The following is a 14637-nucleotide window of genomic DNA, read 5'->3' on the forward strand; positions in this document are numbered from 1 at the left end:
CGGCCTTGCCGGGCCGCCAATGTCACTACACTAAAGATTATCCAGGCCAGCTTATCACACTGATCGATCAGGTCAACCGCTGCTATTTTAATACCCGTGCTGGTGGAACTGCGCCGTTGGCGCACTCCCCTAGCGATCAGCCTGCAGGTTCTTCCTTGGCCTTCTTGCGCTGGCGGCGTTTGATTTCACCTTTGGCGGCGGTTACGAGAAAACCAGCCGTGCTTTCACCATCTTCCTTTAGCTGTTCTATATCTTCCATTACTTCATGTGGGATTCGAACAGTTGTCATTTGTGATTTTGCGTTCTTTGCACCCGTTGCCATTGCTGATACTCCATATATTAGGTGTATGTCAGTATACGCAAAAATAATGATAAGAAAAGGCTTGAAGTGTATTTCACTTAAGTATAGTGTAAAACGCAAAGGTGAAATACACCTTGAAAGTGCGAAGCCCGGCAGTGTCTCACCACTAACCGGGCCTCTAACCACCAACGATAGATTACGTATCGAGGTAGCTATGACGAATCATATCACACCCTTAACCGGGCGGAATTCCTACACACCGAATAAGTTTACTTGGCGCTTTTTGGCGGTCTCTCGCATTGATCGTGAGGCTAAGCCTTGTCGCTTGTCAGTAGAGGCATATACCGAGCGGGAAGCCCGCCAGGCATTAGCCCCACATTTCATTCTTTCATTTGCTGGCCGTCTGCCTGTTCGTGAGGTGCGCCATGTGTGAAATGACTCTTACCCAAGCATCAGAAAAAGCCTGTCAGTTATCCTCGCTTTTATTGGTTGTATCGGCCTCTCGGGATGATGAGATTGGTTCTGTTGATAGTGAGAACCTTGTTGATCTCGCCTGTGATCTTGCTGGTGCGGTGGCGGTATATCTGCTCGAACTCTCAGCGGCGGAACGTCAACAGGTGCCAACTGAAAACAAAGTAACTGTAAATAAACTCAGTTCTGGGGGTAACCATGCGTGAAGTAAATCTGGATGCTTACCGTAATGATTTTGAGCGGGTCAGTGCTTTGATTGGTAACCCTAATGCACCAACCCCAAACACGACAGAGAACCGGTCACGGGATCGCTTGTTTCGAGTCAAAAAAGGATTACTTCACCTGTTGTTAGAAGTCATTCCCCAGATTGAAGATAGCCAGCAACGGCAAGAGGTTTCTCTGTGGGTGAGTGGAATACACGACATTATCCGGTGTGAAGAGTGTGATGCGGGGGTGAATCATGATTAGCCCAATGAAGTTTAACGAACTGGAAAAGCGCGTACAGGCGCTTGAACTGGCTTTGACGACTATGCAGCGTAAAGACAGCATACCGGAAGGCATGGCACCTTTAACCACCTTGGCGGCTGAAATGGGCCTATCCACCAGCAAGGCGGAAGAACTGGCGCGGCACAGCGGCGTAATGATTGTGAAGCAGGGCCACGGGCATATTGTTCATGAAGCCAATTTCAGGAAGGCTGCGCTAATCATCATCAAGGGAGCCAAGCGCAAATACGGCAGCAAATACTGGTACCACCCGCTGATCGGTAAATTCACTATGACCGGGAGGCCGCAGGCATGAGCAAACTACAAAAGGCTAATACCCGCCAATGGCCTAATGAACTGTTTTCCTGTGTCTACCGCTGGGTTAATGGTCGCCCGATAGAGAAGGCCATAGCGGCAAAAGCTATCTTGCAAACCACGGCAGGAACGCCACTTAACGAGCTGGCCAGAAAGTTACATTCCTTCGCTATTGGTAATGTCACCCCTGAGTGGCTAACCGAGCATGGTTTCATGTCCAACCGTGCCCCTGAATCAGCCAGGGAGAAGCGCGAAGCGGTAACGTTGGAGTTTATCGACCGTAAAGAGCTGGTGGCCGTACTGGCTGATGCTGACCGGATTAATGGCCTATTCAACGCTACACCGCCAGAACCGGCAGCAACGCCAGCACTTAACCAGATGGGGGCCAGTCAGCGGGGTGATGTGCTTCTGGCTCGTTATGATGGGGCACTGGCAATTCACGGCGATTCTGACACGGTTCACCATTATGACGGCGTGATCTGGAAGCCGATAGCCGATAAAGAGCTGCAGCGGGAAATGGCAGCGATATACCGCGAGTCTGAAATCTCCTATTCCCAACCAGGCATTAAGTCCGCTGTGGATACCATGAAATTGAGTTTGCCCCGCATGGGTACCACGGAACGGCATCTTATCGGGTTCACTAACGGGGTATTTGACACCAAGGCCGGGGAGTTCCGGCCACACCGCCGAGAGGATTGGCTGCTGATCGCCAGTGGTGTCGAATTCAGCCAGGCACACGAAGGGGAAACCCTATCCAGCCACGCCCCCAACTTCTGGAAGTGGTTAACACGTGCTACAGGTGGCAACGCTCGTAAGGCTGATCGGGTATTGGCTGCGCTCTACATGGTGATGGCTAACCGCTACGACTGGCAGCTATTCCTTGAGGTCACCGGGCCGGGGGGCAGTGGTAAAAGCGTGTTTGCCGAGGTCTGCACCATGTTAGCAGGTAAAGGTAATACGGTAGCCGCCAGCATGTCCTCACTGGAAAACCCGAAGGAACGCGAATTGATAGTAGGGGCTTCGCTGATCGTGCTGTCTGATATGGCCCGTTATGCCGGTGATGGTGCAGGGATAAAAGCCATTACGGGCGGCGATAAAGTAGCGGTAGACCCGAAATACAAAGCGCCTTACTCGATGCGGATCCCGGCTGTTGTGCTGGCAGTGAATAACAATTCAATGACCTTTAGCGATCGCAGTGGGGGCATTTCACGGCGGCGGGTGATATTTAACTTTGCTGATGTGGTGCCCGATGGGGAACGTGATCTGCTCCTGTCTGAAAAGATTGAGGCAGAACTGGCCGTTATCATCCGGCACCTGTTAACCCGCTTTGCCAAGCAACAGGAGGCCAAAGGGCTTTTGCTGGAACAGCGGCAATCTGAGGAAGCATTAGCGATTAAGCGTGAGGGTGATTCGCTGGTGGATTTTTGCGGCTACCTCATGGCGCTGGTGGAGTGCGAAGGGATGTTCATAGGCAATGCCGAGATTATCCCCTTTTCCCCACGGCGTTATCTGTATCATGCCTATATGGCCTACATGTCAGCCCATGGCCTGGGTAAGCCGGTATCATTAACCAGGTTCGGTAAGGATATGCCAGGAGCCATGGCGGAGTATGGGAAGGAGTACAAGAAAGCTGAATCAAGCAAGAAGGCAACCCGTGGCCGTATCCAGTCCAACATCACGTTACTGGATGAGGCCGAAGAGTGGTTACCAGCGGCTAGCGGAGGCGATGAGCCTATAAGGGGTGATGCGGTAATATAGTTTTTTTGAAATAAACTGTCTGAACTGTCCGCCCTTATAATAAAAATATAGTAAATACATGTAATTAAGTAGGGCGGACAGTGGGCGGACAGTTGGCGTTAAGTGTCTGAACTGTCCGAATCAAGGCGGGTAGTTTGGGCGGGCAGTGGCGGACAGTTTGGAAACAACTGTCTGACTACTTAATTTAATGATTTATATTGAAAAAATGACAAGGGCGGACAGTTCGGACAGTTTTAGTAGTAAAAAACTTTTTTCTATAAAATGAGAGGCAAAAGAGATGAGTATCAGCAGACAAGATGAAGTCACATATTCAAAAATTAGCATCAAGAAAATCATTGAGCACAAGAAGCTGTTTGGCATACCTGATGATAAACTAGGGCTAGATCTTATGGCTTTGAGTGAGTACCGAGATATGGTTCACCGAGAGGCATTCTTCTTTGTGGATCATAACGGTTACTTGCGTCACCAGTTTTCAGGTGAAATCTTGGCATCAAGCAAGGAACAACTTGAAATACTGATTGAACAGCTTAAAGGCATGGGGAAATTTTTAGATAGCGCTATAGATTGCGTTAAGAAATAATAATCCTGACTCTGTTTTATGAGAGTTAATATTTAATAATGGTGATGTTATGAATCGTACTATTAAAATAACAAGGAATGACTTTTTTGATATTTTAGCTGATGCATTGATTCTGTATGAACATTCTTTGCAATTTAGTGGTAGGCTGGAGGAGGTTTTTTCTAGGTCTTGCTTTCTCTCAGTTAATTATGCTTTGGAAGCGGCTGCAAACGCATTTTTAAAATCAGTTAATATTAATGGTGAGTTAAGTAAAAAAATTGAAAGATTTAATACATTTGAGAAGTTTGATTTTGTATTGCAATGGCATACAGATAGAGGGCTTCCGAAAGGGATAAAGGTGAGTCAAGACATAATAAAAATTATTCAACAGCGGAATAATATAGTGCACCCTAAGGTTTCTACTAAGAGTCATAATGTTAAATCAAATTTTAATAACGATGGTGGATTTGGTGCTTTTCACACAGAAGTAGGTAGTGGAACTGATGGCGACGCATTTGATTTTTGTAGTGATACGGCACTTGCTTCTATTAAAAAGTTAGTAAATTTCCTCAATGAGTATATTTTTAAATTATGGGGGATTACTCTAAGAGATGTTTCACTGTTTTTACTCCCTGTTTGGCACATAGACCCTATACGGCCAATGTATGAGAGAAAATCACTGCAAACCATATTAAAACACAAGTCATTGCTAAATATTTTATTTTTAGATTTTGATGAGATTGAGAGACAGTTTAAAAAAGTTTTGTAAATTATTTGTTTGCTGCTGTTTGTTGCCGTTTAGGTCAAGAATAGCCTGTTTACTATTTTATTCTCATGTATATGTTTAAGGGTGGCACTCAGACGTGAGCCGCCACTGGCCGCTTAGTTTTTTCCTCCAGATTAGGCTAAGCGGTCACCCCAAAATTCAGTGCTGGTTTCACGTCACGTAATTTATTAACGCGAGAAACCGTACATGAAAAAATTGATTGAACTCCGCCAGAAGAAAGCAGAACTAGCCACCCAAATGCGCTCCTTACTGACCAAGGCCGAAGAAGAGAAACGCAGCCTTACCTCAGAAGAAGCCACCCAGTTTGATGAACTCCGCACCCAAACCGACGCCTTACAGGCTGACATTGCCCGTTATGAATCCCTGGCTGATGAAGAACGCGCCCAAGGTGGCAAAGCCAAGCCAGCGAAAGACGGTAAGACCCTAAGCAACGAAGAGTTACGCCACTACATCATGACCGGTGAAACCCGGATGTTGTCTACCACCGTGAATGAGAGCGGCGGTTATTCCGTTATCCCTGAACTCGATACCGAGATCATGCGCATGTTGGCAGATGAAAGCGTGATGCGCCAAATCTGTACAGTGAAAACCACCAAATCCAACGAATACAAAAAGCTCGTGTCCGTAGGCGGCGCGGCGGTAGGACGTGGCACCGAAGGTGAAGCCCGTGACGAAACCGCGACGCCTAAGCTGGAAGAGGTCAGCATCAAGTTGAACCCTATCTATGCTTACCCGAAAACCACCCAGGAAATTCTCGACTTTAGCGACGTAGATATTTTGGGCTGGCTGACTGAAGAGATCAGCGACACTTTCGCCGAGACGGAAGAAACCGACCTGGTAAGCGGTGACGGGGTGAAGAAGTCCAAGGGCTTCTTATCTTATCCCCGAGCGGCTACCGGGGATCGTACTCGCCCATTTGGCACGCTGGAAAAGCTGGTTTCTGCTGGTGTGACTCCCACCGCTGATGAGCTGATCGATCTGGTATTCAAACTGCGCCGCCGTTACCGCCGTAATGCCGTATGGACGATGAACTCCAATACTGCCGCCATGCTGCAAAAGCTGAAGAACGGCAGCGGGGATTACATCTGGCGCGACCGTTTACAAGCGGGTGACCCCGATATGCTGTTGGGCCATCCGGTTCACTATCTGGAAACCATGCCAGCCGCCGAAGCGGGCCAACCTGTGATTGCGATTGGTGACTTCAAGCGCGGCTATTTCATCGTGGATCATGACACCGGCACCCGCACCCGCCCGGACAACATAACCGAACCGGGTTTTTACAAGGTACACACTGATAAGTATCTGGGCGGTGGGCTGGTGGATTCCAACGCGATCAAGGTATTGGAAATCAAAGCCGCCAAGTAATCCGAGAAGGGGCTACGGCCCCTTTTCTGCCTGAGGGGTTCACCGATGAAAAATAATGATTTTGAAATCCGCACCGCCACACTTACCGCCACTGATAAAAAGCTGGTGGGGTATGCCGTCAAGTGGAATAGCCGATCAGAAGTGTTGTGGGACGAGTTTGTAGAGCAGTTCGCGCCTAATGCTTTCAAAGATAGCTTGGCGGCGGGTACCGATGTTCGCGCCTTGTATGAGCATGACCGTATGGCACTGCTTGGGCGTAGCACCTCCGGTACGCTGTTACTGAATGAAGATGCTACCGGCTTGCGCTTTGAGCTAACGCCACCCGATACCCAACTGGGCCGCGATGTGTTGATCCTGGTTGAACGTGGGGATATTTCCGGTATGTCGTTCGGATTTAGGGCGTTGAAAGATCAGTGGGACATTTCCACTCAACCTTATGTGCGCACCGTCTTGGCTGCTGAGCTGAGAGAGATCACCGTAACCAGTTTACCGGCCTACCCAGAAAGCGCGGTGGAAGTTGCCAAACGCTCACTGCTAACTCAGCATTTGGCGCGGGTAGATCTGCGTTCTCATTGGGCTTATCTGGCGGGGTTGTGATATGTGGCCATGGAAACGCAAGACCGAAAACCGCAGCATGACCATTGACGAATTCCTGGCGATGGCAGGTATTCCCAACACCGGTTCGGGTGAGCATGTTTCATCGGGCAATGCTGAAACATTGCCAGCGGTATTAAACGCCGTGGCGGTGATCAGTGAAGCGGTGGCCTCCATGCCCTGCTACCTGTACCGGGTAACACGTACCAATGGTGTAGAGGCCCGCGCCTGGTTGGCAGATCACCCCGTCGATGTGTTGCTCAATGAGCGCCCGAACGATTGCCAGACCCCTTACCAGTTCAAGCGCACCTTGATGCGCCATTGCCTACTGAATGGTAACGCTTATGCGGTTATCCAGTGGGGGAAAGATGGTCAGCCGCAATCATTACACCCGTACCCGCCCCGCGCCGTTGTACCGAAGCGCCTGGACGAACACCGCTACGCCTACACCATTACCGAGCCATTCAGTGGGCGTGTGCGTACCTACCTGCAGGAAGAGATCCTGCACCTGCGTTATTCCACTGATGATGGTTTCCTGTCCCGTTCTCCGGTAAGCATCTGCCGGGAAACCTTGGGGCTAGGTATGGCCCAACAGCGCCACGGTGCCAGCATCATGAAAGATGGCATGATGGCCGCAGGAATAGTTAAAGCCAAAGAGTGGTTGGACAGCGTTAACGGTAAAAAAGCCCTTGATGCCCTAGAGCGTTACAAAGGGGCCAGAAATGCAGGTAAAACGCCGATCCTTGAAGGAGGGATGGAGTACGAGCAATTAGGCATGAGCAATCAAGACGCTGAATGGCTGGCCTCTCGCCGATTCACCATTGAAGACATTGCCCGTATTTTTAATATCAGCCCGATCTTCCTGCAGGAGTATTCCAACAGCACTTACAGCAATTTCAGCGAAGCTAGCCGCGCTTTTCTCACCATGACGATGCGCCCATGGCTGACCAACTTTGAACAGCAACTTAAAGCCGCCTTGTTGCTGAATTCCCCGTCTGCTGGCTCCCGCTACCTGGTGGAGTTTGATACCGCTGACCTGTTACGCGCCAACCCGCAGGATCGCTTCACAAGTTACGAAACGGCGATCAAGTCTGGCGTGATGTGCCCGAATGAAGCCCGCGAACGTGAAGGGATGCCACCACGCGAAGGTGGGGAAGAGTTTAGCCAGGCATGGAAACAAACGGTTGAAGTTAAGGGGGAGGGCAAAACCAATGGATGATCTCATTAGCCTGGAAGAGGTAAAGCTGCATTGCCGCATTGATGATGATTACGAAGATAACCTTCTTGTGAGCTATATTGCGGCATCTCTGGAGGTCTGCCAAAAGCATATCGGTAAACGTTTCGGTGATGACTTGGAGTTTAACCCGGCAATTAAAGTGGGGTGCCTGATGTATATCAGTATGCTCTATGAAAATCGGGAAATGGTTTCCTCCCTATCATCCGAAGAGGTGCCGCTGACCATCTCCCATCTATGGAGCGTATACCGTGATCCGGGGGTGTACTAATGCCATTCCATCCGTTGAAGCGCTGCACCTATCCCGGTTGCCGTAATCGCGTGAAGTCTGGCCGCTGTCCTGAACATAAGCGCCAGGCCGAACGCCAGCAAGATGAAAGGCGCGGTTCGCGCCGTGAACGTGGCTATACCTACCAATGGGAGCAATACCGTTTAGTGTATCTCAGGAATCACCCGCTTTGTGTCGCGTGTGAGAAAGAGGGGAGGTATACACCAGCCAAGATAGTCGATCACATTATCCCGATTAGCGGAGGCGATGACGTACTGTTCTGGCCAGCCAGCAATCACCAGGGATTATGTCAAACCTGCCATAACCGCAAGACCACCACACAAGACCCCATCACTAAGCAGCAACGTAAGGCCGGTAAGTTCCGTGAGCAAGAAGAGGCCGCTGCCCGTCGCTGGGATTGGTTGCATGAAGGTAGCAAACATGACTGAACAAGAGATTAATCAACTGATTAAAGGGTTACAGCGTAGCCGTGATGGGTTTACCAAGCGTCACGGCAAGACACCAGAACAGGCCACAGGCAAGCGCTTAACACAACGTGACCGAGAGTTGGCCGAAGCGTTTAGAAACCGATAGCGGGCCGTTTGCGTGGGGTGGGGGGGATTTTAAGGACAAAACCCCTCACCTCCGGCACCGCCCGCCCCCTCAGATTTTTATGCGCGGTATTTTTTTTGAAAATAAAACCGATGGGAAATTAAAACGTTATGGCAAGACCTCCAAAACCCCCCGCTTATCTGGATGAAATCGCCAGCCAGCAATGGAAGGCTCGAGCCAAACAGTTAGCTGAACGGGATGATTTGACGCCAGCCGATTGGGGGAACCTCGAATTGTTTTGCGTGAACTATTCCATGTATCGCCGAGCCGTTGCCGACCTTGAGAAGCGCGGGTTCAGCATCGTGAACAGTCAGGGCGGTGAAAGCCGTAACCCCTCATTAAGTGCCAAGGCTGACGCTGAAAAAATCATGATAAAAATGTCTTCCCTGCTGGGCTTTGATCCGGTATCCCGCCGCCGTAATCCAGTAGAAACCGACGAGGAAGACGAACTTGACCGCCTGGCATGAGTACGCAGAAGCGATAAAAAGCGGCAAAATTCCAGCGTGTACACGGCTAAAACAGGCCGTAAACCGCTACTTTTCCGACCTAAACAACCCGCTTTACGTGTTTGATACGGCCACTGTAGAACGTTTTGTCGCTTTCTCTCGCCTCTGTCCCCATGTTAAAGGGCCATTACGTGGTAAGCCGATAGAGCTTGAACCGTGGCAACAATTCGCCTTTGCCAACCTGCTAGGGTTCAAGGTGGTGGCTACTGGTCGGCGCAAGTACCGCAGCGCTTATATTCAGGTACCGCGCAAAAATGCTAAATCCACGGTAGCCGCGATCTTGGCTAACTGGTTCCTGGTGATGGAGCATGGCCAGCAGGACGTTTACACCGCCGCCGTGAGTCGTGATCAGGCCCGTATAGTGTTTGATGATGCCCGGCAAATGTGCCTGTTATCCAAACCACTGCGCAAACGGGTGGCTATCCAGCAGCACAAGCTGATTTACGCCAAATCCAACAGCCTGTTAAAGCCGCTGGCGGCCAGGGCATCCACCATTGAAGGGACTAACCCGAGCCTGGCGGTGGTCGATGAATACCACCTGCACCCGGATAACGGCGTCTATTCGGCGCTCGAGCTGGGCATGGGCGGACGCCCCGAAGGCATTCTGTTTGCCATCACGACAGCCGGCAGCAACATCGTATCGGCCTGCAAGCAACACTATGATTACTGCTGCCAGATATTGGCCGGGGAAGAAGAGAATGAATCGCTGTTCGCGTTGATCTACGAGCTGGAGGACGAAACCGAAGTAGACGACCCGGCGCAGTGGGTGAAGGCCAATCCTAACCTGTCGGTGTCCGTTGATGTGGCCGTACTGGCCGATACCATCCAGAAGGCCCGCGGTATTCCCTCGCAGTGGGTAGAAATGCTGACCAAGCGTTTCAATATCTGGTGCCAGGGTGCAACGCCGTGGATGGGGGAAGGCGCCTGGAAAGCCTGCGCCGCCGACTATACCGAAGCCGATCTGGAAGGGCTGACCTGTTACGCTGGTTTAGACCTTTCCTCTACCAGTGACATTACCAGCGTGTGTTACACCTTCCCGCTGGAACGCCACATGCGCTTACTGACGCGCCACTATATCCCCGAAGCCCAACTGCAGAACCCTGCCAATAAAAACCGCACCTTGTACCGCCAGTGGGTAAAACAGGGGTGGTTACGTCCAACACCCGGGGATTGTATCGACTATGACCGCATCCGTGATGATGTGCTCACTGACGCTGAGCGCTTTAATATTGAGCTGGTGGGCTTTGATACTTGGAACGCCACACAGATCCGTACTCAGTTACAGGGTGCCGGGATTGATGTAGAGCCGTTCCCGCAAACCTACATCAAATTCAGCCCGGTGGCGAAATCAGCAGAAGTGTACGTTAACCGTAAGGTGATTGAGCACAACGGCGATCCGGTGTTGGCCTGGGCAATGGCTAACGTAGTCATGGAGAGTGACGCCAACGCCAATATCAAGCCGAACAAGAAGAAGGCAGCAAACAAGATAGACCCGGCGATCGCCTTCTTGATGAGCTTTGGCACCTGCCAGTTACAGCATGAAGAGTTTGCGTTTGACCTGAGCGAAGAACAACAGCAACGCCTTGCGGCGTTCAAGGGTATTTAACAGGAGAGTAGATGTAATATTGGGGTAAGTGAATTATTAATTTTGTACACTGACTACGTGAACGGCTGTAGATAGCTCTAACACATAATGAATTCTGGAGGAAAGGATGCTTAATGTCAGCATGGTGACACCCATTGTTCAAGGTGCAATGACCGTTTTGATAGCAATCATAACCAGTTATATCGCCTGGCAACAATGGAAATTAAATGAGCGAAAATTCAAGTTTGACCTGTATGATCGTAGGCTGAAAATCTATCAAGAAGTGAAAAAACTTATAGATATTATGCTGATAAATGGACGGGTCACTTACAAGGAGCTTTCAACCTTTAGGGTTTCTGTTTCAGAGGCTGACTTTTTGTTTGAGGCTCCAATAAGGGCATATTTAGATGAGTTGCATAACGTTGCTGTGAAGCTAGAGTTTTTAGCAAAAAAGTACGACAGGTTCGTTGCTAGCTCAGAGAATGATGATAGGGAAAGGCTAACCGAGGAGGAAGGTGATTATCTTGAACTAAAGCGAAATTGGTTCACGGAGCAGTATCAACCAGCGCAGGAGATGTTCGGCAAGTATATCAAGTTAGCTGATTGATGCCTATGTAAGGTTAAAACAATATTTACAGAGGTCGCTTAGGCGGCCTTTTTGTTTGTCTATGTTCGCCAAAGGATTACATGGTTCAAGTAACAGTGTAGTCTATGATGTAGTCATTTTAAACAAAAAGGCACTTCGCCAGATAATGAAAAGTGCTTTTTATCAATAGATTAACTGCCTAGTATCCGTTCATACCATATTAAGTGACGTTTTTTCCAAACAGAACGGTGTTGTACATTTTTAATACAAGGTGAAATTCAGTCTTGATGCGGGTACAATCCGCTCCCTTGTTTGCACCTGTTCTGGTGTGTTCGTGTTTGTGCGAAGTTCCGTGTATCACTGCGTGTATCACTTTTGTGTAAATGATGCTGGAAAAATAGAAATAAAATCCATTTTTAACAAATGGATATGCGAAATTGATTATTTACGGAGACGGTAAATGAAGTTTGTAGATGAAGCGACGATCCTGGTGGTTGCAGGTGATGGTGGTAATGGCTGTGTGAGCTTCCGCCGTGAAAAATACATCCCCAATGGTGGACCGGATGGCGGTGATGGTGGTGACGGTGGTGACGTCTACCTGCTGGCAGATGAAAACCTCAATACCCTGATCGATTACCGCTTCGAAAAGTCTTTCCGTGCCGAGCGTGGACAGAATGGCCAGAGCCGTGATTGCACCGGTAAACGTGGCAAAGATGTGGTGATTAAAGTGCCGGTAGGGACCCGAATAAAAGATCAGGGTACCGGCGAGATCCTTGGCGATATGATTCGTCATCAGCAGCGCCTGATGGTCGCGAAAGGGGGTTGGCATGGTTTGGGAAATACCCGTTTCAAATCGTCAGTAAACCGTGCGCCACGTCAGAAAACCTTGGGGACCAAGGGCGAGATGCGTGACATTCTGCTGGAGCTATTGCTGTTGGCTGATGTCGGTATGTTGGGTTTACCCAATGCCGGGAAATCAACCTTTATCCGCGCGGTCTCTGCGGCTAAGCCGAAAGTGGCTGACTATCCCTTTACCACACTGGTGCCTAGTCTCGGCGTGGTCCGTATGGACCATGAACAGAGCTTTGTGGTGGCGGATATTCCAGGTTTGATTGAAGGCGCTCATGAAGGGGCAGGATTGGGGATCCGTTTCCTGAAGCATCTGGAACGCTGCCGTGTATTGCTGCACCTGGTGGACATCGACCCGATCGATGGTTCAGATCCGGTAGAAAATGCCAAGGTGATTATCAACGAGCTTAACCAATACAGTGAAAATCTATCGCAGAAGCCACGTTGGTTGGTGTTCAATAAAATTGACCTGCTGGATGAACAGGAGGCCGCTGAGCGTGCCAAGGCAATTGTCGCAAGTATGAGTTGGGAAGGTCAGTATTACATGATCTCCGCGGCGAATCGCGAGGGGGTCAATGCGCTGTGCTGGGATGTGATGAACTTTATCAATGCTCAGCCAAAAAGCATGGCGATTGAAGAGAGTGCGCCAGAAAAAGTCGAATTTATGTGGGATGACTATCATCGTGAACAAATCGCTGAAGTGGAAGCAGAAGCCGAAGACGATTGGGATGATGACTGGGACGAAGATGATGACGAGGGTGTTGAGATCATCTATCAGAAGTAATGGGCTCCAGTAAATTCGCGGTTGATTATTCAAGCTGCAGGTAGGCTGCAGCTTGAATGAACGCCATGATTTTAATTGTTTTGATAAATATCGCGATAGAGTCGGCTCTCAAAACGGACCAGCGGTATGCGTCTTTGTTTTTGATCTTCAGGCGGAACGGCATAGCCTGATAGATATTGAACGAAAGCATAACGCTGCCCACTGGCTACGGTGATAAAACCCGCCAGATTATAGACGCCCTGCAATGCACCGGTTTTGGCGGAAACTTTGCCATTAACCCCCGCTTCGTGCAGACCACCACGGTAACGTAGTGTGCCATCATACCCCGCTAGCGGTAGCATTGAGATAATATTGAGCTCGTTGTCGTGTTGGGCGATATATTGCAACGCCTGCATCATGGTGGCTGGGGTCAGCAAGTTATGGCGCGATAGCCCGGAACCATCCACCACAATGCTATTGCCTAAATCTACCCCAGCTTTCTCACGCAGTACCTGACGTACCGCATCGGCACCAGCGCGCCAGGTACCCGGGATGCCGAAACGCTCGTGACCGATGGTGCGAAAGACCACATCGGCAATCATATTATCTGATTTTTTCAGCATGATTTTCAGTAAATCATTTAAAGGGGGGGATTGTGTCTGGCTAATCACCGCCCCTGTTATGCCTGGCACGGTTTGCCGCTTAAGATGGCCACTTATCTTGATACCAGCCTTGACCAACTCATCTTTCACGATCGCACCGGCATAACTTGCCCCGTCTTGAATGGCGAAAGCCAAGGGTAAGGGTTCGCTGCGTTGAGTCAGGCAACCGGTTAAGGTAAAGCGGTTCAGCTCACCAGGGACTACATCCAATTCACAGAATTGTGCTTGTGGAGAACCTTTGGCCAGGGTTCTCACCTGACTGAACATATTGACCGGATAAAAAGAGGCCACGCGGATAAACGCTATTTCGCCAGGGTTGGGTGCACTGTAGAGGGAAACCGAGAAGCAATTGCGATCAATAATCGCTGCGGCTGGCGGGGCGCTAAAACATTGTGTCAGATCGTTCCATGGCCAGCCTGGGGCTTTATCGTGGCTGGCAAAGACCGAAGTATCAATCAGCACATCGCCACTGATCTCCTGCACGCCTTGTTTTTTCAACTCTGCCACCATATTGCGCAGGTGTTGGCGTTTGAAGGTCGGATCTCCGCTGAAGCGGGCAATAAGATTACCACGTAACACCCCATTAGTGATGTTACCCTGGCTTTCCAGCGTGGTAGAAAAGCGATAATCCGGCCCAAGCTGTAACAAGGCTGCCAATGCGGTAAGCACTTTCTGAGTACTGGCCGGTAATGCCATTTGCTGGGAGTGATAGTCAATAAGAGGTGTTGTCGCTCCCACTTTTTGAACTATCAAGGCAAGATTGGCCCCATCAGGCAAATACTGTGTGTAATCTTCAACCGGGGCGGCATTGGCATTGAGAACCAATGCACCGGCCAACGCACTGACAATTCGTGAAAAACGCATAATCTCGGGATAACAGCTGGAGGACATACACTCATACTACACTACGCGGCGTGAAGGGATAAAGTAAACGATGAT

General features: G+C 49.8%; 19 protein-coding genes. 17 read left to right on the forward strand and 2 right to left on the reverse strand.

Translation table 11 applies throughout. The features are described 5' to 3' along the window. Nucleotides 1–136: 136 nt before the first annotated feature. Nucleotides 137–322 carry a YlcI/YnfO family protein gene (locus AC2A06_RS09710; RefSeq protein WP_484380131.1) on the reverse strand — a complete coding sequence of 62 codons (186 nt, stop codon included), beginning with the start codon at nt 320–322 and terminating at the stop codon, nt 137–139. A 193-nt stretch (nt 323–515) separates the two neighbouring features. Between AC2A06_RS09710 and AC2A06_RS09715 the strand changes: the two genes are divergently transcribed. The 17 genes from AC2A06_RS09715 (at nt 516) to cgtA (ending at nt 13057) form a co-directional block, all read left to right on the forward strand. Then, nucleotides 516–734: a host cell division inhibitor Icd-like protein gene (locus AC2A06_RS09715; protein WP_484380132.1), complete on the forward strand. Its 219-nt coding sequence runs from the start codon at nt 516–518 to the stop codon at nt 732–734. Beyond that, nucleotides 727–978, forward strand: coding sequence for a hypothetical protein (locus AC2A06_RS09720; protein ID WP_484380133.1), 252 nt, complete (start codon nt 727–729; stop codon nt 976–978). The genes AC2A06_RS09715 and AC2A06_RS09720 overlap by 8 nt, the downstream gene beginning before the upstream one ends. Next, nucleotides 971–1240 carry a transcriptional regulator gene (locus AC2A06_RS09725; RefSeq protein ID WP_484380134.1) on the forward strand — a complete coding sequence of 90 codons (270 nt, stop codon included), beginning with the start codon at nt 971–973 and terminating at the stop codon, nt 1238–1240. The genes AC2A06_RS09720 and AC2A06_RS09725 overlap by 8 nt, the downstream gene beginning before the upstream one ends. Before the next feature lie 61 nt (nt 1241–1301). After that, on the forward strand, nt 1302–1571 hold the full coding sequence (locus AC2A06_RS09730; RefSeq protein ID WP_484380159.1) for a hypothetical protein: 270 nt from the start codon (nt 1302–1304) through the stop codon (nt 1569–1571). Further along, nucleotides 1568–3328 carry a DNA primase family protein gene (locus AC2A06_RS09735; protein ID WP_484380135.1) on the forward strand — a complete coding sequence of 587 codons (1761 nt, stop codon included), beginning with the start codon at nt 1568–1570 and terminating at the stop codon, nt 3326–3328. Before AC2A06_RS09730 ends, AC2A06_RS09735 begins: the two co-directional genes overlap by 4 nt. 277 nt (nt 3329–3605) lie before the next feature. Next, nucleotides 3606–3908, forward strand: coding sequence for a hypothetical protein (locus AC2A06_RS09740; protein WP_484380136.1), 303 nt, complete (start codon nt 3606–3608; stop codon nt 3906–3908). Nucleotides 3909–3957: 49 nt separating this feature from the next. Further along, nucleotides 3958–4656, forward strand: a complete 699-nt coding sequence (locus AC2A06_RS09745; RefSeq protein WP_484380137.1) for a hypothetical protein — start codon at nt 3958–3960, stop codon at nt 4654–4656. Nucleotides 4657–4860: 204 nt separating this feature from the next. Continuing rightward, entirely contained in the window at nt 4861–6039 is a 1179-nt protein-coding gene (locus tag AC2A06_RS09750) for a phage major capsid protein (RefSeq protein WP_484380138.1), read from the forward strand. Between the two features lie 45 nt (nt 6040–6084). Further along, entirely contained in the window at nt 6085–6636 is a 552-nt protein-coding gene (locus AC2A06_RS09755; RefSeq protein WP_484380139.1) for an HK97 family phage prohead protease, read from the forward strand. Between the two features lies 1 nt (nt 6637). Continuing rightward, nucleotides 6638–7852 carry a phage portal protein gene (locus AC2A06_RS09760; protein WP_484380140.1) on the forward strand — a complete coding sequence of 405 codons (1215 nt, stop codon included), beginning with the start codon at nt 6638–6640 and terminating at the stop codon, nt 7850–7852. Next, nucleotides 7845–8138, forward strand: coding sequence for a head-tail connector protein (locus AC2A06_RS09765; protein WP_484380141.1), 294 nt, complete (start codon nt 7845–7847; stop codon nt 8136–8138). The genes AC2A06_RS09760 and AC2A06_RS09765 overlap by 8 nt, the downstream gene beginning before the upstream one ends. Next, nucleotides 8138–8584 carry an HNH endonuclease signature motif containing protein gene (locus AC2A06_RS09770; protein WP_484380142.1) on the forward strand — a complete coding sequence of 149 codons (447 nt, stop codon included), beginning with the start codon at nt 8138–8140 and terminating at the stop codon, nt 8582–8584. The genes AC2A06_RS09765 and AC2A06_RS09770 overlap by 1 nt, the downstream gene beginning before the upstream one ends. Next, on the forward strand, nt 8577–8729 hold the full coding sequence (locus tag AC2A06_RS09775; RefSeq protein WP_484380143.1) for a hypothetical protein: 153 nt from the start codon (nt 8577–8579) through the stop codon (nt 8727–8729). The genes AC2A06_RS09770 and AC2A06_RS09775 overlap by 8 nt, the downstream gene beginning before the upstream one ends. 128 nt (nt 8730–8857) lie before the next feature. Beyond that, a complete protein-coding gene (locus AC2A06_RS09780) occupies nt 8858–9214 on the forward strand; it encodes a phage terminase small subunit P27 family (RefSeq protein WP_484380144.1) in 357 nt (118 codons plus the stop codon). Continuing rightward, nucleotides 9198–10859, forward strand: a complete 1662-nt coding sequence (locus tag AC2A06_RS09785) for a terminase large subunit (RefSeq protein WP_484380145.1) — start codon at nt 9198–9200, stop codon at nt 10857–10859. Before AC2A06_RS09780 ends, AC2A06_RS09785 begins: the two co-directional genes overlap by 17 nt. A gap of 106 nt (nt 10860–10965) precedes the next feature. After that, entirely contained in the window at nt 10966–11445 is a 480-nt protein-coding gene (locus AC2A06_RS09790; protein ID WP_484380146.1) for a hypothetical protein, read from the forward strand. 439 nt (nt 11446–11884) lie between these two features. Continuing rightward, the gene (gene cgtA, locus AC2A06_RS09795; RefSeq protein WP_473196155.1) at nt 11885–13057 is read left to right on the forward strand and encodes an Obg family GTPase CgtA; all 1173 of its coding nucleotides are present in this window, start codon (nt 11885–11887) and stop codon (nt 13055–13057) included. Between the two features lie 71 nt (nt 13058–13128). Here the strand turns inward: cgtA and dacB are convergent, their stop codons facing one another. Further along, complete coding sequence (gene dacB, locus AC2A06_RS09800) at nt 13129–14562, reverse strand: serine-type D-Ala-D-Ala carboxypeptidase (protein WP_484380147.1); 1434 nt, start codon at nt 14560–14562, stop codon at nt 13129–13131. Nucleotides 14563–14637: the final 75 nt, after the last annotated feature.

The sequence above is a fragment of the Serratia sp. HNCC26DJ244 genome, from assembly GCF_057180565.1.

Coding starts and splice junctions, on each gene's coding strand:
- dacB (WP_484380147.1), bottom strand. CDS start 14,562: ATGCGTTTTTCACGAATTGTCAGTGCGTTGGCCGGTGCATTGGTTCTC.
- AC2A06_RS09745 (WP_484380137.1), top strand. CDS start 3,958: ATGAATCGTACTATTAAAATAACAAGGAATGACTTTTTTGATATTTTA.
- AC2A06_RS09765 (WP_484380141.1), top strand. CDS start 7,845: ATGGATGATCTCATTAGCCTGGAAGAGGTAAAGCTGCATTGCCGCATT.
- AC2A06_RS09740 (WP_484380136.1), top strand. CDS start 3,606: ATGAGTATCAGCAGACAAGATGAAGTCACATATTCAAAAATTAGCATC.
- AC2A06_RS09790 (WP_484380146.1), top strand. CDS start 10,966: ATGCTTAATGTCAGCATGGTGACACCCATTGTTCAAGGTGCAATGACC.
- AC2A06_RS09770 (WP_484380142.1), top strand. CDS start 8,138: ATGCCATTCCATCCGTTGAAGCGCTGCACCTATCCCGGTTGCCGTAAT.
- AC2A06_RS09750 (WP_484380138.1), top strand. CDS start 4,861: ATGAAAAAATTGATTGAACTCCGCCAGAAGAAAGCAGAACTAGCCACC.
- AC2A06_RS09735 (WP_484380135.1), top strand. CDS start 1,568: ATGAGCAAACTACAAAAGGCTAATACCCGCCAATGGCCTAATGAACTG.
- AC2A06_RS09775 (WP_484380143.1), top strand. CDS start 8,577: ATGACTGAACAAGAGATTAATCAACTGATTAAAGGGTTACAGCGTAGC.
- AC2A06_RS09715 (WP_484380132.1), top strand. CDS start 516: ATGACGAATCATATCACACCCTTAACCGGGCGGAATTCCTACACACCG.
- AC2A06_RS09725 (WP_484380134.1), top strand. CDS start 971: ATGCGTGAAGTAAATCTGGATGCTTACCGTAATGATTTTGAGCGGGTC.
- AC2A06_RS09760 (WP_484380140.1), top strand. CDS start 6,638: ATGTGGCCATGGAAACGCAAGACCGAAAACCGCAGCATGACCATTGAC.
- AC2A06_RS09780 (WP_484380144.1), top strand. CDS start 8,858: ATGGCAAGACCTCCAAAACCCCCCGCTTATCTGGATGAAATCGCCAGC.
- AC2A06_RS09755 (WP_484380139.1), top strand. CDS start 6,085: ATGAAAAATAATGATTTTGAAATCCGCACCGCCACACTTACCGCCACT.
- cgtA (WP_473196155.1), top strand. CDS start 11,885: ATGAAGTTTGTAGATGAAGCGACGATCCTGGTGGTTGCAGGTGATGGT.
- AC2A06_RS09730 (WP_484380159.1), top strand. CDS start 1,302: ATGCAGCGTAAAGACAGCATACCGGAAGGCATGGCACCTTTAACCACC.
- AC2A06_RS09720 (WP_484380133.1), top strand. CDS start 727: ATGTGTGAAATGACTCTTACCCAAGCATCAGAAAAAGCCTGTCAGTTA.
- AC2A06_RS09710 (WP_484380131.1), bottom strand. CDS start 322: ATGGCAACGGGTGCAAAGAACGCAAAATCACAAATGACAACTGTTCGA.